We start from the raw sequence: 21,923 nt of genomic DNA, 5'->3' as shown, positions 1-21,923 counted from the left end.
GATTTCATGCGTTTGATCTTCCTGGGGCCGCCGGGGGCGGGCAAAGGCACTCAGGCGACGCGGATCGTCGCGAAGTACGGCATTCCGCAGCTCTCGACCGGCGATATGCTGCGTGCCGCGGTGGCGGCCGGCACCCCGGTCGGTCTCAAGGCGAAAGCGGTGATGGATGCCGGCGGGCTGGTCTCGGACGAGATCGTCATTGGCATCGTCGCCGACCGCATCGAAGAAGCCGATGCGAAGAAGGGCTTCATCCTCGACGGTTTCCCGCGGACCCTGGCGCAGGCCGAGGCGCTCGACTCGATGCTGGCCGGCAAGGGGCTGAAGCTCGACAAGGTGCTCGAGCTCCGGGTCGACCAGAGCAAGCTCGTCGACCGGATCGTGCGCCGGGCCGAGGAGGCCAAGGCCGCCGGCCAGCCGGTCCGCAAGGACGATGACCCGGAGGTCTTCAAGACCCGGCTCGAAGCCTATAACCGCGATACCGCGATCGTCGCGCCCTATTACGAGAAGCGCGGCCAGCTCACCGCGATCGACGGCATGCAGCCGATCGATCAGGTCACCAGGGCGATTGAGACGGCGCTCGCAGGCTGAGTTCCGGCCTGATGCGAATTCAAATGCCGCGCGGTTCCCGCCGCGCGGCTTTTTCTTGCGATAGGGCGGGCCATGACCAGCGGCAACGACGACTACGTCTATGATGAAGTGACCGGTGAGTGGCGGCCGGCTTCAGAGCTGGCGACGGCTGCGGTCCAGAAGTCCGAGGTTCGCGATGCTTCCGGCACCATCCTAGTGGATGGCGATGCGGTTACGCTGATCAAGGATCTCAAGGTCAAGGGCGCCAACCAGACCCTGAAGCAGGGCACGGTGATCCGCTCGATCCGCTTGACGGATAATCCCGAGGAGATCGACTGCCGGCATGAGAGCATCAAGGGATTGGTGCTGCGCACGGAGTTCGTGCGCAAGCGCTGAGCAGGCGCAGTTCAGCTCAGCCAATTCTCGACCTTGAGGCCGTCGACGCGTTCGAACTCTGCAGTGTTCGCCGTGACCATGATGCAGCCGAGCGAGAGAGCCTGGGCGGCAATGAGCATATCGTTGCCGCCGATCGGTTGGCCTTTCGCTTCGAGGGCCGTGCGCAGATCGGCATAGGCACGTGAAGCGGCTTCGGCGAAAGGAATGGCCTCGATCTCGAAGAGCAGGGCCTCGACCGTCGCCGACAGGCGCGCCGAGCCGGCTTTCCGGCACCCATAGCGCAGTTCTGCCGCAACGATCACGCTGGTCAGGATGTGACGATCGCCGATCTCGGCGATGCGTTTCGCGGCACGGCCTTGCGGCTGACGGACCAGATCGGAGATGATGTTGGTGTCGAGCAGATAGCGCGTCAAAGGTCGCGTTCCGGCGCCGGTTGCGGATCTGCGATCTCCGGGAATGCCTCGTCGAGTGGCTCCAGACTCGTAAGCAGGGCGGACAGGCCCCGCTTCGCCAGCGGCTCGATGACGAGGCGATCGCCGTCGCGACGCATCAGGGCCTCGTCACCGGGAAGCTCGAACTCGACAGGGATGCGGACGGCCTGATTGCGGCCGTTGCGAAACAGCCTGACATGCCGGATTTCGTTCATTCGTATGCTCCGACGCTGTGGCATATGCCTGAGCATATGTCTCGATTGTGCCGTTCGCAAGGCTGAGGTCAGGCCCTTGGCTCAACGAGGAGCCCCCCGTGTGCATCACCGCGGCTCTCCGACCGTGACGCCCGAACCCCGACGTTCCAAACCCGCGAAGTTGTGGCATGCTGCGGCCTGGAAGAGCGGGCGGGCTGGCCGTGCAGGTCGATCCTTCGGATGTCCATCAGACGCTCGAATACCGGCTGGACGCGGAATTCGCGAGCTGGCTGCCGATCGGCTTGCTGACCCTGTTCTGCGGTCTTTTCATATTCGCCATGGAGATGCCCGACTGGCCGCGCCCCGGCGAGACCTTCGGCGCATTCGCGGCGATCCTCGTCGGCATCGGCCTCTCGGTCTTCGTGCTGCGGAGACGGTTCCGGCGCGGCAAGCCGGTCTATGTATTGTCGCCCGACGGGGTCCACATCTGCTGGTCGTCACGCAGGGAGAGCTTCATTCCCTGGCGCGAGATCAAGGGGATCGACACGATCGATATCGTGGTCTGGCACTGGCTGGCGCGCTACCCGCGGAATCTGCACTACAACGACGTCACAGTGGCACTGGTCACCAAGCAGTTCTACCAGGCGAACCTGCATATCAAGTCGCTGTTCCAGCGCGGACCTTATTGGCACCAGACGGCCTTCATCGCGAAGGGCGACATGGTCCAGTGCGCTCTGCATGCGGAATTCGTGGGCGTCACGCCGCAGCAATTGCGCGGGGCGGTCGAGGTGCGCTGGCGGGCTTTCGGCGGAGCGTCAGACAGGCCGAGGCCGAGCGTGCCGGTGATCTATGCCGCGCGCCGGCCGGATATGGCCGAGACGCAGGCTGCGTCCGGGCGGAAGGTGGTGGCGGCGGGAGGGACGCCGCGGCCCCTCTCGCCCTGGGACATGATCAAGATCGCGCTGCCGCTGATCGGAATCTTCGTCGCCGGCAGCAACCTTGCCGGGATCTGGTCAACCCAGGGGCAAGTCACGGCTCTCGCGAAAAAGCGGGAATGGCAGGAATGGAACGCCCGCTACCACCGCGAGCGGCGCGAGCTCGACGAGAAGCTGCAAAGGCAGCGCGAAGAGATGGAGGAAGCGATGCGGCGGGCCTTCACGCGCTACTGAGGCATCGTTGTTCGCCCGGCAAGGTTGGTGCGCATTTGCGCCAGCGCAGGCGCGATTTCGCGCGCCGCGGTTGCAATTGACACATCTCCTCCCGCCGACTGAACTCGGCTCCAGGCCCAAGAGGGTCAAGACAGGGCAGCGGCAACCGAGGCCGGTGGCACCAGCCATCGCCGGCTGACCGACAAGCCTTGAGATCGGGAGGACAGCATGAAACGAGTTGCTTGCCTTGTGGCGGCTGCGCTGCTGGCGACCGCGGCGATGGCGCGGGCGCAGGACGCGGTCAAGATCGGTATCCTCAACGACCAGTCGGGCAACTATGCCGAGTTCGGCGGGCTCGGCTCGGTCGAGGCGGCCAAGCTCGCGATCGAGGATTTCGGCGGCTCGGTGCTGGGCAAGCCGATCGAGATCGTCTCGGGCGACCACCAGAACAAGCCGGACGTCGCCGCCGGCCTGGCGCGGCGCTGGTACGATGTCGACGGCGTCACCGCGATTGCCGACCTGACGAATTCGGCGGTCGCGCTGGCGGTCGCCGGCATTGCCAAGGAGAAGCAGAAGGTCACGCTCTATAACGGGCCGGCGACGACGCGCCTCTTCAACGAGGACTGCTCGGCGACCGGATTCATGTGGACCTTCGACACCGCGACCTCGGCCAAGGGCACGGCCCTGTCGATCCTGCGCGAGGGCGGCGACAGCTGGTACGTCATCGCCGCCGACTATGCCTTCGGCCATCAGCTCACCGCTGATATCGAGGCGATCGTCGCGGCCAATAAGGGCAAGACGCTGGGCACTGTGCGCGCGCCGCTATCGACGCCGGACTTCTCCTCCTTCCTGCTGCAGGCGCAGGCCTCGAAGGCCAAGATCGTCGCCTTTGCCAATGCCGGCACCGACACGATCAACTCGATCAAGCAGGCCGGCGAGTTCGGCCTCGTCGACAGCGGCCAGAAGCTCGCCGCCATGGTCGTTGTGCTGAGCGACGTGCACGGGCTCGGCCTCGACAAGGCCAAGGGGCTGATCACCACCACCGCCTATTATCACGACGCCGACAAGCCGAGCCGCGCTTGGGCGGACCGTTACATGGCCAAGACCAGGAAGATGCCGGGCATGATCCAGGCCAGCGTCTACTCGTCAGTCCTGCACTATCTCAAGGCGGTGAAGGCGGCCGGCACGGCGGCGGGTCCCGCGGTCGCGGCCAAGATGAAGGAGCTGCCGGTCGATGATTTCTATGCGCCGGGTGCGAAGGTCCGCGAAGACGGCCGCCTGCTGAACGACATGCTGCTGGTCGAGGCCAAGGCGCCGTCCGAATCGAAGGCGGCGTGGGACTACTTCAAGGTGGTCCGCAAGATCCCGGCTGCCGAGATCATCGCGCCGCTGTCGGAGAGCAAGTGCCCGCTGGTGAAGAAGTGAACCAGTATGGTTGGGCGCGCCTGGGTTGACAGGACGCGCCCGACCGACTAACAGCCGGCCATCCGGTTTCATATGAGCGATGCCGATGCCTTCGGGAGAAGGGACGGCGTCGCATTCTCGCATGGAACGGGTTCAACGCTCCGCAAGGGCCGGCCTCCACCGGACGCGGAGTTATCGTCATTGCCGCAGCGCCCGGCGTTGCAGCCCCATGGAGAGGTGAAGAACATGGCTCGTATCGCGGGCGTCAACATTCCGACCGGCAAGCGTGTCGTCATCGGTCTGCAGTACATTCACGGCATTGGCGCCCACAAGGCCCAGGAGATCTGCGAGAAGGTCGGCATCGCCGCCGAGCGCCGGGTCAACCAGTTGACCGACGCCGAAGTCCTGCAGATCCGCGAGACGATCGACCGCGACTATCTCGTCGAGGGCGATCTGCGCCGCGAAGTCTCGATGAACATCAAGCGCCTGATGGACCTCGGCTGCTATCGCGGCCTGCGCCATCGCCGCTCGCTGCCGGTGCGCGGCCAGCGTACCCACACCAACGCCCGTACCCGCAAGGGCAAGGCGAAGCCGATCGCCGGCAAGAAGAAGTGAGGGTTGCCGCAGGCAATCCTCATCCTCGGGCCTGACCCGAAGATCTCGTGACGAGGGCGCCGCCCGGCGCCTCCTCCAGCAAGAGATGCTCGGGGCAAGCCCGAGCATGACGTTCTCTCCCCAGCGCCTGGCATCACGGGCGCGCCTGAAGGATGAAAGAAAGAGATTATGGCCAAAGAAGCCCAGCGCGTCCGCCGTCGCGAACGCAAGAACATCGTTTCCGGCGTCGCGCATGTGAACGCCTCGTTCAACAACACCATGATCACCATCACCGACGCGCAGGGCAACACGATCTCGTGGTCGTCCGCCGGCACGATGGGTTTCAAGGGCTCGCGCAAGTCGACCCCCTATGCCGCCCAGGTCGCCGCCGAGGACGCCGCCCGCAAGGCTGCCGAGCACGGCATGCGCACCCTCGAGGTCGAGGTCACCGGTCCGGGTTCGGGCCGCGAGTCGGCGCTGCGCGCGCTGCAGGCCGCCGGCTTCACCGTCACCTCGATCCGCGACGTGACGCCGATCCCGCACAATGGCTGCCGGCCGCGCAAGCGCCGCCGCGTCTGAGCCTTAGCCGGATCGAAGCGGCGCCCGCAGGGGCGGGCGCCGGTACGGGGCGGCCCGCCGCCGCCATTATTGAAGCACCAGGAGTGCGGTCGTGATCAGCAAGAACTGGCAGGATCTGTCCAAGCCGAACAAGCTCGAAGTCAAGGTCGGAGACGACCCGAAGCGTCTGGCCACCGTGATCGCGCGTCCGCTCGAGCGCGGCTTCGGCATGACGCTCGGCAATGCGCTGCGTCGCGTGCTGCTCTCCTCGCTCCAGGGCGCGGCCGTCACCGCCGTCCAGATCGACGGCGTGCTGCATGAGTTCTCCTCGATCCCGGGCGTACGCGAGGATGTCACCGACATCGTCCTGAACATCAAGGCGATCGCCATCAAGATGCAGGGCGAGGGTCCCAAGCGCATGACCCTGCGCAAGACCGGCCCTGGCGCCGTCACCGCCGGCGACATCAACACCATCGGCGACGTCTCGATCCTCAACCCCGAGCTCGTGCTCTGCACGCTCGACGACGGGGCCGAGATCCGCATGGAGTTCACGGTCAACACCGGCAAGGGCTATGTCCCCTCCGAGCAGAACCGTCCCGAGGACGCGCCGATCGGCCTGATCCCGGTCGATAGCCTGTACTCGCCGGTCAAGAAGGTCTCCTATCGCGTCGAGAACACCCGCGAGGGCCAGAATCTCGACCGCGACATGCTGACCATGCAGATCGAGACCAACGGCTCGGTTTCGCCCGAGGACGCGCTGGCGCTCGCCGCCCGCATCCTGCAGGACCAGCTCGCCGTCTTCATCACCTTCGAAGAGCCGCGCAAGGAAGAGGCCGTCTCGACCGCGCCGCAGCTGCCGTTCAACCCGGCCCTGCTCAAGAAGGTCGACGAGCTCGAACTGTCGGTCCGCTCGGCGAACTGCCTGAAGAACGACAACATCGTCTATATCGGCGACCTTATCCAGAAGTCCGAGGGCGAGATGCTGCGCACCCCGAACTTCGGCCGCAAGTCGCTGAACGAGATCAAGGAAGTGCTCGCCACCATGGGCCTCCATCTCGGCATGGACGTGCAGGGCTGGCCGCCGGAGAACATCGAAGAGTTGGCCAAGCGCTTCGAAGAGCACTACTGAGACCCCGGCGCGGGACTGCTTCCCGCGCTACTTCCCGCCCGGCGCATGAGCACCGGAGCATAAAGGACGGCCGTTCCGTGGCACGGCGGCCGTAAGCAACGAAGGAGCCAATCATGCGTCACGGTTTCCGCGGTCGTCGTTTCAACCGCACTGCCGAGCATCGCCAGGCGATGTTCGCCAACATGGCCCAGGCCCTGATCAAGCACGAGCAGATCACCACCACGCTGCCGAAGGCCAAGGACCTTCGTCCGGTCGTCGAGAAGCTGGTGACGCTCGGCAAGCGCGGCGACCTGCACGCTCGCCGCCAGGCGATCGCGCAGATCAAGGACGTCGCTTTGGTCGGCAAGCTCTTCGCGGTGCTCGGCCCGCGCTACAAGGAGCGCAATGGCGGCTATCTGCGCATCATGAAGGCGGGCTTCCGCTTCGGCGACAACGCCCCGCTCGCCGTGATCGAGTTCGTCGATCGCGATGTCGACGCCAAGGGCCAGGATTCCGGCCCGGTCTTCACGGCGGATGACGAGCAGGCGGCCTGAGCTTTCGGGCATCCAGGTATTCGAAAGGGCGGTCTTCGGGCCGCCCTTTTTCGTTGCCCGTGTAGATCAGAAGCGAGAGACTACCGCTGTGCGAGATTGTTGCGCCCGCTTGCGCTTTTCCCTGAGTCAGGTGGGTGCTAGCGTCTGCCCGAACCGGGCAGGGCGGCACGACGCCGCTTTGAAAGCAAGCCCGGCGTCGAGGGAGATATTCGCATGAAGCGCGCTGCTCTGGCCGTTCTCGCCGCCATCGCCATCCTGCCGGCCCAGGCCCAGGACAAATATCCGTCCAAGCCGATCAACATGCTGGTGCCGTTCGCGGCCGGCGGCTCCTCCGACGTGATCGCTCGCCTCGTCGGCGAGGAGATGGCGCAGGTGCTCGGCCAGCGGATCGTGATGGAGAACATGGGCGGGGCGGGCGGTGCCACCGCGCTGACGCGTGCAGCCCGGGCCGAGCCAGACGGCTACACCATCGTGATCGGCAATAGCGGCACCAATGCCGCCTCCTACACGATCTACAACGACCTGAAGTACACCCCAGCCGATTTCGTGCCGATCGGCCTCGTCGCCAAGACCTCGCCGATGATCGCGCTGAAGCTCGATTTTCCGGCCAAGGACCTCAAGGAGTTCCTCGCCTACGCCAAGGCCAATCCCGGCAAGCTCAGCCTCGGCCATGCCGGCGTCGGCTCGTCGAACTATCTGATCTGCCGCAACTTCCTGAAGGCGTCGGGCCTCGACGTGGCGCTGGTGAGCTATCGCGGCGCTGGCCCGGCGCTGAACGACCTGATGGGCGGGCAGATCGACGGCGTCTGCGATGCTGCCACCTCGCTTTCCGGCGCGGTCCAGGGCAAGAAGGTCAAGGCGCTGGTGGTGGCGACGCCGCAGCGCCTGCCGAGCCTGCCCGATGTGCCGACCTCGGCCGAAGCCGGCCTGCCGGCGTTCCAGGCCCAGGGCTGGAACGCGATCTTCGCGCCGAAGGGTACGCCGCAGCCGGTGATCGACAAGCTCAATCAGGCGCTGCGCACCGCGCTTTCTAGCGAAAAGCTGCATGCGCGCTTCAAGGAGCTCTCCTCAGTGCTGCCTGAAAAGGACGAGATGTCGCCCGAGTTCGTCGCCAAGATGGTTCCGGCCGAGATCGAGAAGTACAAGGTGCTGCTCAGCGACAGCAAATAGATCTCACGCTTTCGCGATGGCGAGCTCGCCAGCGAGATCGAGCAGCACGTCCAGAGGTTGCTCGAAGATCTCGGCCTCCGGCGAGACGCCATAGAGCCCGAAGATGAACTCGGTGGTCTCGTCGCGTTCGGCCAAGGCCATCGCCCAGCCGGCGAAGCGCCGGTGCGCGACGGCATCCTGCGCCAGCAGGCGCAGATCGCCATGGCGCGGATCGACCATGATCCGGCCATAGGTTTCCGCGATAGCACCGGCGTCGCCTTCGAGGATCTGGGCGAATCCGCCCGGCGTCGCCATCAGGAAACCCGTGACATGCCTCTCGGCATTGCGCCGCCGCGCCGTCTCGAGAATGCGCGCGAGCTCCCCACGTCGATCCACCTCGACGAGTCGGCTGCGGCTGGCATAAACAAGGCGAACGAGGCTCACGTCATTGGTCCTTTCGGGAGCAGGCTGGGATGTCTCGCGGCCCGGAACAGGAACGCGCAGCGCGTGTTCTCGACAGTGTCCGGGATGCTGCCGCGGGGGGATGGTTCAGATACTGAACTTCCAAGGCAGCTATTTTGTTTCAAGAAGGAGATCGGCATGCGCCGTTCCATCATGCCGAAGCGCAGCCGGTTTGTCGCGCTGAACCTCGGTCTTGCGCTGTCCATCGGCGCTTCGTCGCTGGCGCTCGCTCAGGCCCGCCAGGTTCCGGAAGCGCGCCAGCAGATCACGCTGTCCTTCGCGCCCGTCGTGCAGAAGACGGCCCCTTCTGTCGTCAACGTCTACGGCGCTCGGGTCGAGCGGCGGCCGCAGAACCCGTTCATGGACGATCCGTTCTTCCGCCGCTTCTTCGGCGATGGCGGCTTCGGCCTGCCGCGCGAGCAGGTGCAGCGCTCGCTCGGCTCGGGCGTAATCGTCGATGCCGGCGGCCTCGTCGTCACCAATAACCACGTCATCGAAGGCATGACCGAGGTCAAGGTCGCGCTCGCCGACAAGCGCGAGTTCGAGGCCGAGATCGTGCTGCGCGATCCGCGCACCGATCTTGCCGTGCTCAAGGTCAAGGGCGCCAAGGAGCTGACAGCGATCGAGGTCGGCGATTCCGATACGCTGCAGATCGGCGATCTCGTGCTGGCGATCGGCAATCCGTTCGGCGTCGGCCAGACGGTGACGCAGGGCATCATCTCGGCGCTGGCGCGCACGCAAGTCGGCGTCGGCGACGCACAGTCCTTCATCCAGACCGACGCCGCGATCAACCCCGGCAACTCCGGCGGCGCGCTGGTTGACATGCAGGGGCGGCTCACCGGCATCAACACCGCAATCTTCTCGCGCTCGGGCGGCAGCCATGGCATCGGCTTCGCGATTCCCTCCGCCATGGTCCGCGTCGTGGTCGAGAGCGCCAAGTCCGGCGGCAAGCTGGTGAAGCGGCCCTGGTTCGGGGCGCGGCTGCAGGCGCTGACCCAGGAGGTGGCCGACGGGCTCGGGCTCGACCGGCCGGCCGGCTCGGTCGTCGCCAGCGTGGTCGATTCGGGCCCGGCGGCGGAAGCCGGGCTGAAGCGCTCGGACGTGATCCTCGCCGTCGACGGCGTCGGCGTCGACGATCCCGAAAGCTTCGGATACCGTTTCGCCACGCGGCCGATCGGCGGCACGACGCAGCTCACCGTGCTGCGCGGCGGCAAGCGCATCACCGTCCCGATCAAGCTGACGCCGGCGCCGGAGACGCGTCCGCGCGAGCCGGTCAAGGTCGCCGGCCGCTCGCCCTTCACGGGCCTGACCGTGCTCAACCTGTCGCCGGCGGTGGCCGAGGAGCTCTCGATCGACCTCTCGACCGAAGGTGTGGTCGTCAGCGAGATCGAGGAGGGCAGCCCGGCCGCACGCGTCGGCTTCCGCAAGGGTGATCTCATCCTCGCCATCAATGGCGAGCGCATCAATGCCTCGCGCGAGATCGAGCTGGCGACGCGTGAGCGCAAGCGCGCCTGGGAGGTGACGATCTCGCGCGGCGGCCAGACCGTGACGTCCGTGTTCGGCGGGTGAGGTGAGCGACCTCTTCGCCGCCTCGGGTCTCGATAAATCCGGCCCGCGCCCGCTCGCTGACCGGGTGCGGCCGACGACGCTCGGCGAGGTCGCAGGACAGGAACACCTGACCGGCGAGGACGGCGTGCTAACCCGGCTGATCGCCTCGGGCTCGCTCGGCAGCCTGATCTTCTGGGGGCCGCCCGGCACCGGCAAGACCACCGTCGCGCGCTTGCTGGCGGGTGCGACCGATCTCGGCTTCGAGCAGATCAGCGCGATCTTCTCCGGGGTCGCCGATCTGAAGAAGGTATTCGACGCCGCCCGCGGCCGACGGCTTGGCGGCAAGGGCACCTTGCTGTTCGTCGACGAGATCCACCGCTTCAACCGGGCTCAGCAGGACGCCTTTCTGCCGGTGATGGAGGACGGCACGATCACCCTGGTCGGCGCCACCACCGAGAACCCGTCCTTCGCCTTGAACGCCGCGCTGCTGTCGCGCGCCCGCGTCCTGACCTTCAAGGCGCTCGACGAAGGCGCGCTGCTCTTCATGCTCGGCCGGGCCGAGGCGCTGGAGAACCGCGAACTGCCGCTGACACCGGAGGCGCGGCTCGCACTGGCGCGCTTCGCCGATGGCGACGGGCGGGCGGTGCTGACGCTGGCGGAAGAGACCTGGCGCGCCGCCAAGCCGGGAGAGATCTTCGACGAAGCCGGGCTCTCCGAGGTGATCCAGCGGCGCGCGCCGATCTACGACAAGGCGCAGGACGGCCACTACAATCTGATCTCGGCGCTGCACAAGACGATCCGCGGCTCCGATCCGGATGCGGCGCTTTATTATTTCGCCCGCATGCTCGACGCCGGCGAGGACCCGCGCTTTCTGGCGCGGCGGCTGGTGCGCATGGCGGTTGAGGATATCGGCCTCGCCGACCCGCAGGCCTTGGTGCATGCCCGCGCCGCGACCGAGACCTATGAGCAGCTCGGCTCGCCCGAAGGTGAGCTCGCTCTGGCGAACACCGTGATCTATCTCGCCACTGCGCCGAAATCGAACGCGGCCTATGTCGCCTACAAGGCGGCGATGCGCACGGCCAAGCAGGCGGGATCGCTGACGCCGCCCAAGACCATCCTGAACGCGCCGACCAAGCTGATGAAGCAGGAGGGCTACGGCGCCGACTACGCCTACGACCATGACGCACCCGACGCCTTCTCCGGCCAGAACTACTGGCCGGAGGCGCTCGGTCGCCAGCTTTTCTACGATCCACCGGAGCGCGGCTTCGAGCGCGAGATCAGGAAGCGGCTGGAGTATTGGGAGAAGCTCCGGCAGGAGCGTGGGGAGTAGGGGGCCGGCTTCAGCCCGCGTCATGCTCGGGCTCGACCCGAGCATCTCAGGCCGGAAGAGGCACCAATCAACGCCTTCTCGCCACGAGATTCTCGGGTCTGCGCTTCGCTACGCCCGAGAATGACGTTTTCTTTAAAAACTCCGCTCGATGAACAGCTGCGTCGAGATCTGTCGCCCCGCCAACCCCGCCGCGATCTCGCGGCCGGTCAGCGCGATCTTCGCCCAGGCGATCGAGTTCTCGATGCCGAGCTTGAAGCCCTCGACCGGCGTCCAGACCAGATTGGCGGCCAAGCGGTCGATCCTGATCTCGCCGCGGACCTGGTTGGCGAGCGGCACTTCGAGCCAATACCGGCTGAGATAGAGGTTGCTGGCGAGCTCGTCGGTCCATTCCAGGCGGCCGGAAACCACGGTGGAAAAGCCGCGCGTGGCGTCGCTCGCCACGAGCACGCGGTTGACGATGCGGGCGTCGAGCTGCGAGCCGAGATAGGGCGCTCCGTCGATCGCGCCGGCGAGCTGCGCCGTCAGGCTCCAGCTCTTGCCGAACGCCTCACCTTCATAGGTTGCGCCGAGAATGCCGGCCCGGCCGAAGCGCGACGGTGTGCCGGGGATCTCCCGCAAGGCGAATGCACCATGCACGGTCCAGCCGCCCTGTTCGTAGACCAGCCGGCCGATCGTATCGGGTATGCGTCGCCCGGTCTGAACCGGCGCGGTCACGGAGGCGTTGCCAAGCGCCGGATCCTCGACAGCGAGCGTCGCGGTCCAGCTCTCGGTCAGCGGCAGTTCCAGCGCGATGAGGCCGACGGTGCGCGAGGGCACGCGCGCCGAGAAGATGAACTCGTCGCCGGTCCAGAACGCGAAGCGCGACGTGTCGAGGCCGAAGGTCCAGGGGCCGACGAGAATCGTCGCCTCGTCGAGCGAGGTCTCGCTGCTGCCGTCGACCGGCCCGTACATGGTGAAGCCGAAGGCGGTGCCAACCCTTAGGCCCGAGGCGAGCTCGTGCGAGGTCGCGATGCGGAAGGCGGCACTGACCGGGAACGAGGTCGCGCTCGATGGCGGCGGCGGACCATTGCGCGAGGCGCGGAAGGAATCGCGCTGGATGCCGGCGCTGACCGTGCCGGTGATCGAGAGGCAGGTGGCCGAGCCGGGCAGGACAAGGCCGCGCTCCGGCGGGTCCTCGTCGTCATCGTCCTCCTCGTCGTCGCTGTCGCTGTCGTCGTCTGCTTCGTCCTCGCCCGAAGCCGCGGGCTCTGCCGGCTTGCCGGCAAAGAGCGGCGGAGTTTCCGGCAAAGCGATGGTGCAGGCGCGGGCGAAGCTCGGCGCCTGCGCCGGGCGCGACGGCAGACGGGACGGAGCAGCGAGGGCGGTTTGCGAGAGAAGGGCAAAGCAGAGGCCGGCTGGCAGGGCTGCGCGCCAGAGCGCCGCGCCGATAGGCTTGCCTCCCGCTTCAGAACCGCTTGCCATCGGCGCGACGACCACCCCTTTCGTCTCGGTGTTTCTGCCGGTCGGGGAGGTGGCAAGTCAATCGCGCAGGCGGAGCGGGGGCGGGTGATGCTTTTGCGCGGGAGCGGCCTGCGGCGGATCGCAGGCCGCATGATCATCGCGGCTGCTCAGGCGGAGGCAGTCGCCCGGGGCGGGACCGCCGAGTAGGCCGAGGTTTCGTTGCGAATCTCGAATGCGACGAGCGAGAACCAGCCGAAGAGCACGAGACCGGCGGCGCCGACGATCAGCCCGGCCAAAGCCGGGTTCGCCATGCTCGTGGCGACGAGCGCGGGAGCGAGCAGGGCGGTTACGACGCTGTAGAGCGCCCAGCCGCTCTTGCCGACGGCGTTGAACCGGCGGGCGAAGACGAAGCAAGCCGCGATCAGCGACAGGAACGAGACGAGGAAGGCGACCATATGCACCGCGCCGGTCGCGCTCATCTGTGGGGCCTGGCCCGGGGCGGGCAGGGGATCGGGCCCGAACAGCCCGGCGCCGACCATGCCGATTCCGTAGAGGCCGGCGAGGATCGGCCCGGCCGTGCCGCCGCGCTGGCCGCGCAGGACATGGCGCAAACCGAGCGCGCCGGCGAGCGCCAATGCACCGGTCAGCACGAAGTTGGCGACCTGGATCCAGCCGAGCTCGCCGAGCGCGAGGAAGCTGATCGGCTGGGTGCGGATGTCGTAGCCCGGCCTGAGCGCCAGTTGCAGCGCGGCGAGGCCGTAGAACACAGGCGTGCTCGCCACGCCGCAGGCGAGGAGGGCACGGTCGAGAGAAGAGGGGGCGGTCTGCATCTGGCTCTCCGGAAGCGACAGGAGTAGAGTGAAACTGAACGGTTTAGTACAACTAAACTGTGTAGTTTCATTTCTGATGTCAAGTCCCTGGGAGCCGTCATGTCGCAAACCGTTCTCGATCGTTCCGAGCGCAAGCGTGGCGCCGTGCTGGAGGCGGCGACGAGCCTGTTCCTGGCGAAGGGCTATGACGGCACCACCATGGACGAGGTGGCGGCGCTTGCGGCTGTGTCGAAGCCGACGCTCTACCGCTATTTCGCCGACAAGGAGCGGCTCTATGCGGCGATTGTCGCGGCGACGACGGACAATATCGACGGCTTGCTGCGGCTGGTGGCCGAGGAGCTTGCGGCCTCACACGACCCCAGGGAAGGGCTGAGCCGGCTCGCCGGCAAGTTCCTGACCACGCTGATGCAGCCGGACCTGCTGCGCCTGCGCCGGCTGGTGATCGCCAATGCTGAGCGCTTCCCCGAGGTCGGGCAGGGCTGGTTCTCTGGTGGCTTCGAACGCGTGTTGGAGACGCTTTCCGCCGCCTTCCAGCGCTATGCCGCGAAGGGGCGCCTGCGGATCGACGACCCGCTGATGGCAGCCAACCATTTCGCCGGGCTGTTGCTATGGATCCCGCTGAACCGCGCCATGTTCAGCGGCAAATGCGATAGCGATCCGGCCGAGCTCGTTCGCTATGCGCAGGCCGGGGTCGACGCATTCCTGCGGGGCTATGGCACGGAAACGGTGAGGTAAGCAGCAGACCAGACTGGAACGAGGCATCCGCCGCGGATTTCGTTTGTCTGCGGTCGCAGGGCGCTCTATGCCTCGGGGATGCTTTCCACCGCTCTCGTCTTCCTCGGCGCCGGCATCGGCGGCGTGCTCCGGCACGGCGTCAACGTCGTCTCGCTGAAATGGCTCGGCGCCTCGTTCCCCTATGGCACGATGGCGATCAACATCCTCGGCTCCGGCGTGATGGGCCTCGTCGCCGGCTGGCTCGCCTTCAAGGCCGGCGAGGGCTGGACCCAGCCCGCCAGACTGTTCCTGACCACCGGCGTCCTCGGCGGCTTCACCACCTTCTCGGCCTTCTCGCTCGATGCGGTGCTGCTCTGGGAGCGCGGCGAGGCGATGCTGGCGGCGGCCTATGTGATCGGCTCGGTCGTGTTGTCGCTCGCGGCGCTGGTCGCGGGGCTCGCTCTGGTCAGGGGGCTGTCATGAGAATGGGCGGCAAGGGAACTGGCGGTCCTCCACGCGGCAACGGCCCCAAGCGCGGCGGCAGGCCGCCAGCCTCCGGCGCGCCGAAAGGCAAGCGCCCGAGCCATGATGCGCGCCGCTCGGCTCGGGCCAGGCCGCGTCCGGCGGAGGACGAGGTCGTGCGCACCGCGCCGACGCGCAACCCGAAGCCGCATCATCCGGCGCCAAGGGCGGCGGGACCACGCAAGCCCGCGCCACGCAAGCCGCCGATCACGGATGCGCCGACCCGCGCCGAGGTCAAGGCCGTCACCGCCGAGGTGCTGGCGACCGGCGTGCAGCAGCTCGTGGTGACGCAGGACGAGAACGAGATGCGGATCGACCGCTTCCTCGAGGCGCGCTTCCCGCAGCTCTCCTTCAGCCATATCCAGCGCATCGTCCGGAAGGGCGAGCTTCGTGTCGACGGCAAGCGCGCCGACAGCAAGGACCGGCTGACGGCCGGCCAGACCGTGCGCATCCCGCCGCTGAAGCTGGAGCAGGCGGCGGAGCGGCCGCGCTCGGCCAAGGCCGATGCAGACACGATCGGCTTCCTGCGCTCGATCACGCTCTATGAGGACGAAGATGTCATGGTCCTCAACAAGCCGGCGGGCCTCGCCGTCCAGGGCGGCTCGGGAACCACCAGACATGTCGACGGCATGCTGGCGGCGCTGACCGGAAAGGACGGTCAGAAGCCGCGCCTCGTTCACCGGCTCGACAAGGACACCGCCGGCTGCCTCGTCATCGCGAAATCGCGCTTCGCCGCGGCGACCCTGGCAAAGACCTTTCGCTCGCGCTCGGCACGCAAGGTCTACTGGGCGCTGGTCTATCATGTCCCGCGGGTGAAGCAGGGCCGGATCTCGACCTATCTCGCCCGCGAGGAAGCCTATGACGGCGACCAGCGCATGGCCGTCGCCGAGCATGGCGATGACGGCGCCATGCACGCGGTGACCTATTACGCCGTGGTCGAGACCGCTGCGCAGAAGCTGGCCTGGCTCTCGCTGAAGCCGGTGACCGGGCGCACGCATCAGCTGCGCGCCCACGCCGCCCATATCGGCCATCCGATCGTCGGTGATCCCAAGTATTTCGACATCCAGAACTGGGAGATGCCGGGCGGCATTCAGAACAAGCTGCACCTGCTGGCGCGGCGGATCGTGCTGCCGCATCCGCGCGGCAAGGGCACGATCGACGTCAGCGCGCCGCTGCCGCCGCATATGCGCCAGAGCTGGAACCTGCTCGGCTTCGAAGATGCACCCTACGACCCGATCGTCGACGCGCCGGACGAGTGAGGTCCGCACGAGAAAGTTGCGTGACCTCGCGTAAGAACACTTGCTGAACAAAACGCGATATGTTCTAAGTTTGTTCCTGTGAATTCGTCATCATGGGAGGCTCTCCATGTTGCGCATCGCCTTGCTTGCCGCCGGCCTCGTTCTGTCGTTCTCCTCCGCCGGTTTCGCCCAGACACAGCCGGCTCAGGCTGCTCCGAAACCGGCCGCCGCAGCGGCCGATGAGCCGGTGCCGCGCGCTGCACGCGCCGAGGCGCGGCGTGACTGTTATGCCGAGAACATTGCGCTCTCGGGCGACGATCTGCGCCGCGCCATGCGCGACTGCATGCAGGAGCGCTTTCCCGGCGTGAAGCTCTATGCCAGCGACGGCTTGACCCGCGACGGCAAGCCGACCGCAGCGACTGCGCGGGCGGTCTGCAAGCAGGAGGCCGATGCGAGCGGGCTCAAGGGCGCCGAGCGGACGGCGGCGCTGGTCGCCTGCTTCAACGGCAAGCGGCCGGACCTGGCCCAGCGTGCCGAATGCCGCAAGGAGGCGCGCGGCAAGGGGCTCGATGGCGACGCCTTGAGGGCGGCGATCGCCGAATGCGGCCGCAGCCCGCAAGGATGAGGCTGCGATGGCATGAGGGCCCTGCGCCGGCGGATATGGCGGCGCCCGGCCATCTGCTGTAGAGCGCCGGCATGGACCTCGTCATCTTCGACCTCGACGGCACGCTGATCGATTCCGAAGCGATCATCCTCGGCGCGCAATACGAGACGTTTGCGCGCTGCGGCCTTGTCCACCCGGGACGCGAGGCCGGCCTCGGCGTGATCGGACTGACCCTCGACATCGCGCTGATGCGGCTGGCAGGGCTGGCCGAGCCGGACGACGTGCTGACGCAGACCTACCGGGATGTCTTCAACGGGATGAGGGAACGGGCGGAGACCGACCCGTCTTTGGCCGAGCCGCTCTTTCCCGGCGTGGTCGAGCTGCTGGCCGGGTTGTCGCAGCGGCCTGCCACGGTGCTCGGCATCGCCACCGGCAAGTCGCGGCGCGGTGCCGACTACGCCATAGAGCGCCATGGCTGGGCTGCGCTGTTCGCGACCACCCAGACCGCGGACGACGCGATCTCGAAGCCGCATCCGGACATGATCCTGCGAGCGATGGCTGAGACCGGCGCCAGCCCCGAGCGCACGCTGATGGTCGGCGACAGCACCTTCGATATGGAGATGGCGGTGGCGGCCGGCGTGACACCGGTCGCGGTCTCGTGGGGCTTCCAGCCGGTCGCGGCGCTGCGCGCGGCCGGCGCGCGTCATGTGATCGAGAGTTGCGCCGAGCTTACGGCGCTGATCGGCGCTCCGTCCTTGGCGGCCTGAGCCGAAGGAGCGCGGTGCGCCGATTGCGCGGCGTGCGCGGCTCGATCCGAGCATGCCGGACGGCGAGACTGCTATCGGCCCCGTTGCGTCCTCGGGTCTTCGCGGATCAATCCTTGGGCCGGTCGAAGTCCGACCCGAGGGCTGTGACCGACAATGATGTGGCGTGGAGCCTCGCGCTTTTGGCCGTTGTCATCGCGTTTGCGGTGGCTTCGTTATCTGCTCCGGTAATCTCCTCGCAACCACGCTGACTCAGGACCGTTTAACCTGAACGGACGTTCAGATTTGCGCATTAACCACCTGATGACTGGCCCGGTCGCATCGTCTTCACACGACAGGGACAAACCGACACATAACAACGTCGGACAGGGGTTGAACGATGATTGGCCACGAACTTCGCGAATTCGTCGATCACGTGATGGACAGGCGCGTGATCGACGATGAAGACGTCCGAATTCTTCAGCGTGAAATCTTGCACGAGGTCGTCCTGACCCGTGACACCATCGATGTGCTGGTGGCGCTCGACCGTGCCGTCGCCGACAAGTCGCCGCTCTTCGCCGATGTGCTGCTGGCGTTCTGCGTCGACTTCTCGGTCTGGGAAAGCCGCCCGACCGGCAAGATCGACCGCGACAAGGCGCATTGGCTGGTGACGACGCTCTCGGCCGGCGACGGCCCGACGCCGCTGGCGCAGAAGATCGCCTTCGAGGTCGTCCGTGAAGCTGAATCCTGCGACGAGGCGCTGGTCGGCTTCGCGCTGCGCAAGGCGGATGCCCGGATTGCGACCACCCCGATCGCTCAGCGCGTGGTGCTGGCGAGCTGAGCCGCCCTGCAGATCGGAGCGTTCACGCCCGGCCGCCGCCGGGCGTTTGCGCACGTTACAAAACTTTCGCATCAGTGGACGGATGCGCTTGCCTCCCGTAAAGCCCGCACTGCACAATCAATGCTCCGGGCCGGGGGACGCTACGCATGTTCTCGAAGATCCTGATCGCGAACCGTGGCGAGATCGCCTGCCGCGTCATCAAGACGGCAAAGCGCATGGGCATCAAGACGGTGGCGGTCTATTCCGACGCCGATCGCGATGCGCTCCATGTCGAGATGGCCGACGAGGCCGTGCATATCGGCGCCGCTCCCGCTGCCGAATCCTATCTCCAGATCGACAAGATCATCGCTGCCTGCAAGCAGACGGGGGCTGAGGCCGTGCATCCCGGCTACGGCTTCCTCTCCGAGCGCGAGGCCTTCGCCAAAGCGTTGAAGGATAACGGCATCGTCTTCATCGGCCCCAATCCGGGCGCCATCGCCGCGATGGGCGACAAGATCGAATCGAAGAAGGCGGCGGCCGCCGCCAAGGTCTCGACGGTTCCGGGCTATCTCGGCGTGATCGAGAGCCCCGAGCATGCCGTGAAGATCGCCGACGAGATCGGCTATCCCGTGATGATCAAGGCTTCGGCCGGCGGCGGCGGCAAGGGCATGCGCATCGCCCATTCGGCCGGCGAGGTCGCCGAAGGCTTCGCCCGCGCCAAGTCGGAGGCGGCGTCCTCCTTCGGCGACGACCGCGTCTTCGTCGAGAAGTTCATCGTCGACCCCCGCCATATCGAGATCCAGGTGCTGGGCGACAAGCACGGCAACGTCATCTATCTCGGCGAGCGCGAATGCTCGATCCAGCGCCGCAACCAGAAGGTGCTGGAGGAGGCGCCGTCGCCGCTGCTCGACGAGGCGACCCGCCGCAAGATGGGCGAGCAGGCCGTCGCGCTGGCCAAGGCCGTGAGCTATGACAGCGCCGGCACGGTCGAGTTCGTCGCCGGCCAGGACAAGTCTTTCTATTTCCTCGAGATGAACACCCGGCTGCAGGTCGAGCATCCCGTCACCGAGATGATCACCGGCATTGATCTCGTCGAGCAGATGATCCGCGTCGCCTATGGCGAGAGGCTCGCGATCAGCCAGGCCGACGTGAAGCTCAATGGCTGGGCGGTCGAATCCAGAGTCTATGCCGAGGACCCGACCCGCAACTTCCTGCCCTCGACCGGCCGGCTCGTCACCTATCGCCCTCCGAGCGAGGGGCCGGATGGCGACGCCACCGTGCGCAACGACACCGGCGTGTTCGAGGGCGGCGAGATCTCGATCTACTACGACCCGATGATCGCCAAGCTGGTGACGCACGCGCCGACGCGCGAGGCGGCGATCAAGGCGCAGGCGCGGGCGCTCGATGCCTTCGCCATCGACGGTATCCGCCACAACATTCCCTTCGTCGCGGCGGTGATGCAGCATCCGCGCTGGATCTCGGGCAATCTCTCGACCGGCTTCATCGCCGAGGAGTTCCCCGAGGGCTTCTCGCTGCCGCAGCCGGAGGGCGAGATCGCCTTGCGCATGGCAGCGATCGCGATCGCCTGCGACCATCGCCTGAACAGCCGCAAGCGCAACGTCTCGGCGCAGATGGAAGGCTGGCGCAAGGTCGAGTTCGAGCGCACCCGCATCGTCTCGCTCGGCGGCGAGCGTTTCGAAGGGCAGGTCTCGGAGCAGGGCGGGGCGGTGACGATCGCGTTCCCCGAGCGCAGCCTGACGATCGCCAGCGACTGGCGCCCGGGCGAGCCGGTCTGGCGTGGTACGGTCGACGGCGTCGCGATTGCGGCGCAGGTCCGGCCGATCCTCAACGGCGTTTCGCTCGGCCATGCCGGCGCCTATGCCAACGCCCATGTCTATACGCCGCGCGAGGCGGAGCTGGCGGCGCTTATGCCGGAGAAGGCGGCGGCCGACACCGGCAAGGTGCTGCTCTGCCCGATGCCCGGCCTGGTCAAGGCGCTGCTCGTCAGCGTCGGTCAGGAGGTCAAGGCGGGCGAGGCGCTCGCCATGGTCGAGGCGATGAAGATGGAGAACGTGCTGCGCGCCGAGAAGGATGTGACCATCGCCAAGATCCTGGCCAAGGAGGGCGATTCGCTGGCCGTCGACGCCGTCATCATGGAATTCGCCTGAGGCGCTTGCCTTCGCGGGGCTGCCGGCTGATTGTCGCCGCCCTATCACGCGAAGGTGGCGGACATGCTGACGATCTGGGGACGGATCACCTCGATCAATGTGCAGAAGGCGGTCTGGGCCGCCGGCGAGGTCGGCCAGCCCTTCGAGCGCATCGATGTCGGCGGCAAGTTCGGCGGCAATCGCGAACCGGCCTATCTCGCCAAGAACCCGAACGGACAGGTTCCGACCCTTGAGGACGGAGAGATCTGCATCTGGGAATCGAACAGCATCGTGCGCTATCTCGCGGCCCGCTACGGCGCCGGCTGGATCTGGGAGGAGGATCCGGCCAGGCGGGCCGAGGCCGATCGCTGGATGGACTGGATGCTGTCCGAATTGCAGCCGGCGATGACGCCGGCCTTCTGGGGGCTGATCCGCAAGACGCCGGGCTATACTGATGAGGCGGCGATCGCGGCTTCGGTCGGCAAGGCCGAAGCCAAGCTCGATATCCTGGAGGCGCATCTGGCGGGGCGAGCTTACCTCGCCAATGAGCGCTTCGGCATGGCCGATATCACGGTGGCGCTCGGGGCGCATCGCTGGCTGCACATGCCGGTGCAGCAGAAGGACTGGCCGAATATCCGTCGCTGGTATGCACAGGTCTCGGCGCGGCCGGCGGCCGGTCCGGCCATGCCGTTGCCGATCTCGTGAGGATGGCCAGCCGCGCTTGACCCGGCCGGTTTGGCCGTCATGATCGCCGCCATGCGCGGTTTCCACGTCATTCCCGTCCTCGTGGCGCAATTTTGCTGTGCGGCAGTGCTCGCGCAGGTGCCGACCAGTCCGGTGCAATCCGCCGATCGCATGCAGGTGGCCAATTGCGTCAGGCAGGGCCTCGCCACCCGTCCCGCCTGCATTGGCCTCGTCGCGGTGCCCTGCGTCAGTGCCGCCTCGGTGAATGATCGGGCGCAGGCCGAGATCAGCTGTGCGCGGCGCGAGGAGGCGGTCTGGCGCGAGCGTCTGACGCTGGCGGGCGCGGCGTTGGGCCGGACGCTCGATGCCGGCGCGCGCAGCCAGTTTGCGGCGCTGCAGCTCGCCTGGCAGAGCTATGCCGTGCAGAAATGTGCCTTCTACGGCGCGTCCCAGCCGCCGGCGCGCGCGGCGGGGCTGCAGGCCGGATGCGAACTGCGCGAGGTCGCCGAGCGGGCGCTTGAGGTCGAGCGCCTGGCGGCACGACAGATGCGCCGTGCGCCGGCCCAACCGCCGCAGATCATCCGGTAGTCGTTCAGCGCGCCGTGCTCGGGCTTGCCCCGAGCGTCTCAGGCCGGAAGAGGCTCCGGCCCGTGCCTTCTCATCCTGAGATTCTCGGGCCAGCGCTTCGCTCCGCCCGAGAATCGCTGCGTTGGCCATGACGGCCCGGCCCTCCGCCCG

Annotated in this window: 25 protein-coding genes; 20 read left to right on the top strand and 5 right to left on the bottom strand. The window is 67.0% G+C overall.

Annotation, left to right across the window (positions count from 1 at the left end; translation table 11 throughout):
- The first annotated feature begins 6 nt into the window (after positions 1-6).
- Positions 7-588, top strand: coding sequence for an adenylate kinase (locus tag ACFPOB_RS03575; protein ID WP_377795957.1), 582 nt, complete (start codon positions 7-9; stop codon positions 586-588).
- A 72-nt stretch (positions 589-660) separates the two neighbouring features.
- Positions 661-963, top strand: coding sequence for an alkylphosphonate utilization protein (locus ACFPOB_RS03570; protein ID WP_377795955.1), 303 nt, complete (start codon positions 661-663; stop codon positions 961-963).
- Between the two features lie 11 nt (positions 964-974).
- On the opposite strand, the gene ACFPOB_RS03565 is transcribed toward ACFPOB_RS03570, so the two are convergent.
- Together ACFPOB_RS03565 and ACFPOB_RS03560 are read right to left on the bottom strand one after the other, a co-directional pair.
- A complete protein-coding gene (locus tag ACFPOB_RS03565) occupies positions 975-1,376 on the bottom strand; it encodes a type II toxin-antitoxin system VapC family toxin (protein ID WP_377795953.1) in 402 nt (133 codons plus the stop codon).
- Positions 1,373-1,609, bottom strand: coding sequence for an antitoxin (locus ACFPOB_RS03560; protein WP_377795952.1), 237 nt, complete (start codon positions 1,607-1,609; stop codon positions 1,373-1,375). The genes ACFPOB_RS03565 and ACFPOB_RS03560 overlap by 4 nt, the downstream gene beginning before the upstream one ends.
- A gap of 167 nt (positions 1,610-1,776) precedes the next feature.
- On the opposite strand from ACFPOB_RS03560, the gene ACFPOB_RS03555 reads away from it, so the two are divergent.
- The 7 genes from ACFPOB_RS03555 (at position 1,777) to ACFPOB_RS03525 (ending at position 8,124) form a co-directional block, all read left to right on the top strand.
- Positions 1,777-2,757 (top strand): hypothetical protein, encoded by a 981-nt coding sequence (locus tag ACFPOB_RS03555; protein WP_377795950.1) that lies wholly within the window; start codon positions 1,777-1,779, stop codon positions 2,755-2,757.
- A gap of 207 nt (positions 2,758-2,964) precedes the next feature.
- The gene (locus tag ACFPOB_RS03550) at positions 2,965-4,161 is read left to right on the top strand and encodes an ABC transporter substrate-binding protein (protein ID WP_377795949.1); all 1,197 of its coding nucleotides are present in this window, start codon (positions 2,965-2,967) and stop codon (positions 4,159-4,161) included.
- 225 nt (positions 4,162-4,386) lie between these two features.
- On the top strand, positions 4,387-4,755 hold the full coding sequence (gene rpsM / locus ACFPOB_RS03545) for a 30S ribosomal protein S13 (protein WP_137881186.1): 369 nt from the start codon (positions 4,387-4,389) through the stop codon (positions 4,753-4,755).
- Between the two features lie 168 nt (positions 4,756-4,923).
- Entirely contained in the window at positions 4,924-5,313 is a 390-nt protein-coding gene (rpsK, locus tag ACFPOB_RS03540) for a 30S ribosomal protein S11 (protein WP_043237079.1), read from the top strand.
- 91 nt (positions 5,314-5,404) lie between these two features.
- Positions 5,405-6,421: a DNA-directed RNA polymerase subunit alpha gene (locus ACFPOB_RS03535; protein WP_091842218.1), complete on the top strand. Its 1,017-nt coding sequence runs from the start codon at positions 5,405-5,407 to the stop codon at positions 6,419-6,421.
- Positions 6,422-6,534: 113 nt separating this feature from the next.
- Entirely contained in the window at positions 6,535-6,954 is a 420-nt protein-coding gene (rplQ, locus tag ACFPOB_RS03530) for a 50S ribosomal protein L17 (RefSeq protein ID WP_092159583.1), read from the top strand.
- Positions 6,955-7,167: 213 nt separating this feature from the next.
- The gene (locus tag ACFPOB_RS03525) at positions 7,168-8,124 is read left to right on the top strand and encodes a tripartite tricarboxylate transporter substrate-binding protein (RefSeq protein WP_377795946.1); all 957 of its coding nucleotides are present in this window, start codon (positions 7,168-7,170) and stop codon (positions 8,122-8,124) included.
- Between the two features lie 3 nt (positions 8,125-8,127).
- Here ACFPOB_RS03525 and ACFPOB_RS03520 read toward each other — a convergent pair whose 3' ends face one another.
- Positions 8,128-8,547, bottom strand: coding sequence for a BLUF domain-containing protein (locus ACFPOB_RS03520; RefSeq protein ID WP_377795944.1), 420 nt, complete (start codon positions 8,545-8,547; stop codon positions 8,128-8,130).
- Between the two features lie 156 nt (positions 8,548-8,703).
- On the opposite strand from ACFPOB_RS03520, the gene ACFPOB_RS03515 reads away from it, so the two are divergent.
- Positions 8,704-10,134 (top strand): DegQ family serine endoprotease, encoded by a 1,431-nt coding sequence (locus tag ACFPOB_RS03515; RefSeq protein WP_377795943.1) that lies wholly within the window; start codon positions 8,704-8,706, stop codon positions 10,132-10,134.
- 1 nt (position 10,135) lies between these two features.
- The gene (locus ACFPOB_RS03510; RefSeq protein ID WP_377795941.1) at positions 10,136-11,443 is read left to right on the top strand and encodes a replication-associated recombination protein A; all 1,308 of its coding nucleotides are present in this window, start codon (positions 10,136-10,138) and stop codon (positions 11,441-11,443) included.
- Positions 11,444-11,575: 132 nt separating this feature from the next.
- Here ACFPOB_RS03510 and ACFPOB_RS03505 read toward each other — a convergent pair whose 3' ends face one another.
- The gene (locus tag ACFPOB_RS03505; protein WP_377795938.1) at positions 11,576-12,904 is read right to left on the bottom strand and encodes a hypothetical protein; all 1,329 of its coding nucleotides are present in this window, start codon (positions 12,902-12,904) and stop codon (positions 11,576-11,578) included.
- A gap of 146 nt (positions 12,905-13,050) precedes the next feature.
- Complete coding sequence (locus ACFPOB_RS03500; RefSeq protein WP_377795937.1) at positions 13,051-13,713, bottom strand: DUF998 domain-containing protein; 663 nt, start codon at positions 13,711-13,713, stop codon at positions 13,051-13,053.
- Positions 13,714-13,812: 99 nt separating this feature from the next.
- Between ACFPOB_RS03500 and ACFPOB_RS03495 the strand changes: the two genes are divergently transcribed.
- From ACFPOB_RS03495 to ACFPOB_RS03455, 9 genes are all read left to right on the top strand, one after another.
- On the top strand, positions 13,813-14,448 hold the full coding sequence (locus tag ACFPOB_RS03495) for a TetR/AcrR family transcriptional regulator (protein WP_377795935.1): 636 nt from the start codon (positions 13,813-13,815) through the stop codon (positions 14,446-14,448).
- A gap of 78 nt (positions 14,449-14,526) precedes the next feature.
- Positions 14,527-14,910, top strand: a complete 384-nt coding sequence (gene crcB, locus ACFPOB_RS03490; protein ID WP_377795933.1) for a fluoride efflux transporter CrcB — start codon at positions 14,527-14,529, stop codon at positions 14,908-14,910.
- A complete protein-coding gene (locus ACFPOB_RS03485) occupies positions 14,907-16,208 on the top strand; it encodes an RluA family pseudouridine synthase (RefSeq protein ID WP_377795932.1) in 1,302 nt (433 codons plus the stop codon). The genes crcB and ACFPOB_RS03485 overlap by 4 nt, the downstream gene beginning before the upstream one ends.
- Positions 16,209-16,314: 106 nt before the next feature.
- A complete protein-coding gene (locus ACFPOB_RS03480) occupies positions 16,315-16,812 on the top strand; it encodes a hypothetical protein (protein ID WP_377795930.1) in 498 nt (165 codons plus the stop codon).
- Positions 16,813-16,883: 71 nt separating this feature from the next.
- On the top strand, positions 16,884-17,558 hold the full coding sequence (locus ACFPOB_RS03475; RefSeq protein ID WP_377795929.1) for an HAD-IA family hydrolase: 675 nt from the start codon (positions 16,884-16,886) through the stop codon (positions 17,556-17,558).
- 376 nt (positions 17,559-17,934) lie between these two features.
- The gene (locus tag ACFPOB_RS03470) at positions 17,935-18,375 is read left to right on the top strand and encodes a hypothetical protein (protein ID WP_377795927.1); all 441 of its coding nucleotides are present in this window, start codon (positions 17,935-17,937) and stop codon (positions 18,373-18,375) included.
- 146 nt (positions 18,376-18,521) lie between these two features.
- The gene (locus ACFPOB_RS03465; protein ID WP_377795926.1) at positions 18,522-20,522 is read left to right on the top strand and encodes an acetyl-CoA carboxylase biotin carboxylase subunit; all 2,001 of its coding nucleotides are present in this window, start codon (positions 18,522-18,524) and stop codon (positions 20,520-20,522) included.
- A gap of 63 nt (positions 20,523-20,585) precedes the next feature.
- Positions 20,586-21,206 (top strand): glutathione S-transferase family protein, encoded by a 621-nt coding sequence (locus ACFPOB_RS03460; protein WP_377795925.1) that lies wholly within the window; start codon positions 20,586-20,588, stop codon positions 21,204-21,206.
- 39 nt (positions 21,207-21,245) lie between these two features.
- On the top strand, positions 21,246-21,773 hold the full coding sequence (locus ACFPOB_RS03455) for a hypothetical protein (RefSeq protein WP_377795923.1): 528 nt from the start codon (positions 21,246-21,248) through the stop codon (positions 21,771-21,773).
- Positions 21,774-21,923: the final 150 nt, after the last annotated feature.

This window comes from Allobosea eneae, from assembly GCF_042657265.1.
GTDB lineage: Bacteria > Pseudomonadota > Alphaproteobacteria > Rhizobiales > Beijerinckiaceae > Allobosea > Allobosea eneae.
This window is presented reverse-complemented; position numbering and strand designations above follow the sequence as displayed.

Coding starts and splice junctions, on each gene's coding strand:
- ACFPOB_RS03575 (WP_377795957.1), top strand. CDS start 7: ATGCGTTTGATCTTCCTGGGGCCGCCGGGGGCGGGCAAAGGCACTCAG.
- ACFPOB_RS03570 (WP_377795955.1), top strand. CDS start 661: ATGACCAGCGGCAACGACGACTACGTCTATGATGAAGTGACCGGTGAG.
- ACFPOB_RS03560 (WP_377795952.1), bottom strand. CDS start 1,609: ATGAACGAAATCCGGCATGTCAGGCTGTTTCGCAACGGCCGCAATCAG.
- ACFPOB_RS03555 (WP_377795950.1), top strand. CDS start 1,777: ATGCTGCGGCCTGGAAGAGCGGGCGGGCTGGCCGTGCAGGTCGATCCT.
- ACFPOB_RS03550 (WP_377795949.1), top strand. CDS start 2,965: ATGAAACGAGTTGCTTGCCTTGTGGCGGCTGCGCTGCTGGCGACCGCG.
- rpsM (WP_137881186.1), top strand. CDS start 4,387: ATGGCTCGTATCGCGGGCGTCAACATTCCGACCGGCAAGCGTGTCGTC.
- rpsK (WP_043237079.1), top strand. CDS start 4,924: ATGGCCAAAGAAGCCCAGCGCGTCCGCCGTCGCGAACGCAAGAACATC.
- rplQ (WP_092159583.1), top strand. CDS start 6,535: ATGCGTCACGGTTTCCGCGGTCGTCGTTTCAACCGCACTGCCGAGCAT.
- ACFPOB_RS03525 (WP_377795946.1), top strand. CDS start 7,168: ATGAAGCGCGCTGCTCTGGCCGTTCTCGCCGCCATCGCCATCCTGCCG.
- ACFPOB_RS03515 (WP_377795943.1), top strand. CDS start 8,704: ATGCGCCGTTCCATCATGCCGAAGCGCAGCCGGTTTGTCGCGCTGAAC.
- ACFPOB_RS03505 (WP_377795938.1), bottom strand. CDS start 12,904: ATGGCAAGCGGTTCTGAAGCGGGAGGCAAGCCTATCGGCGCGGCGCTC.
- ACFPOB_RS03500 (WP_377795937.1), bottom strand. CDS start 13,713: ATGCAGACCGCCCCCTCTTCTCTCGACCGTGCCCTCCTCGCCTGCGGC.
- ACFPOB_RS03495 (WP_377795935.1), top strand. CDS start 13,813: ATGTCGCAAACCGTTCTCGATCGTTCCGAGCGCAAGCGTGGCGCCGTG.
- crcB (WP_377795933.1), top strand. CDS start 14,527: ATGCTTTCCACCGCTCTCGTCTTCCTCGGCGCCGGCATCGGCGGCGTG.
- ACFPOB_RS03485 (WP_377795932.1), top strand. CDS start 14,907: ATGAGAATGGGCGGCAAGGGAACTGGCGGTCCTCCACGCGGCAACGGC.
- ACFPOB_RS03480 (WP_377795930.1), top strand. CDS start 16,315: ATGTTGCGCATCGCCTTGCTTGCCGCCGGCCTCGTTCTGTCGTTCTCC.
- ACFPOB_RS03475 (WP_377795929.1), top strand. CDS start 16,884: ATGGACCTCGTCATCTTCGACCTCGACGGCACGCTGATCGATTCCGAA.
- ACFPOB_RS03470 (WP_377795927.1), top strand. CDS start 17,935: ATGATTGGCCACGAACTTCGCGAATTCGTCGATCACGTGATGGACAGG.
- ACFPOB_RS03465 (WP_377795926.1), top strand. CDS start 18,522: ATGTTCTCGAAGATCCTGATCGCGAACCGTGGCGAGATCGCCTGCCGC.
- ACFPOB_RS03460 (WP_377795925.1), top strand. CDS start 20,586: ATGCTGACGATCTGGGGACGGATCACCTCGATCAATGTGCAGAAGGCG.
- ACFPOB_RS03455 (WP_377795923.1), top strand. CDS start 21,246: ATGATCGCCGCCATGCGCGGTTTCCACGTCATTCCCGTCCTCGTGGCG.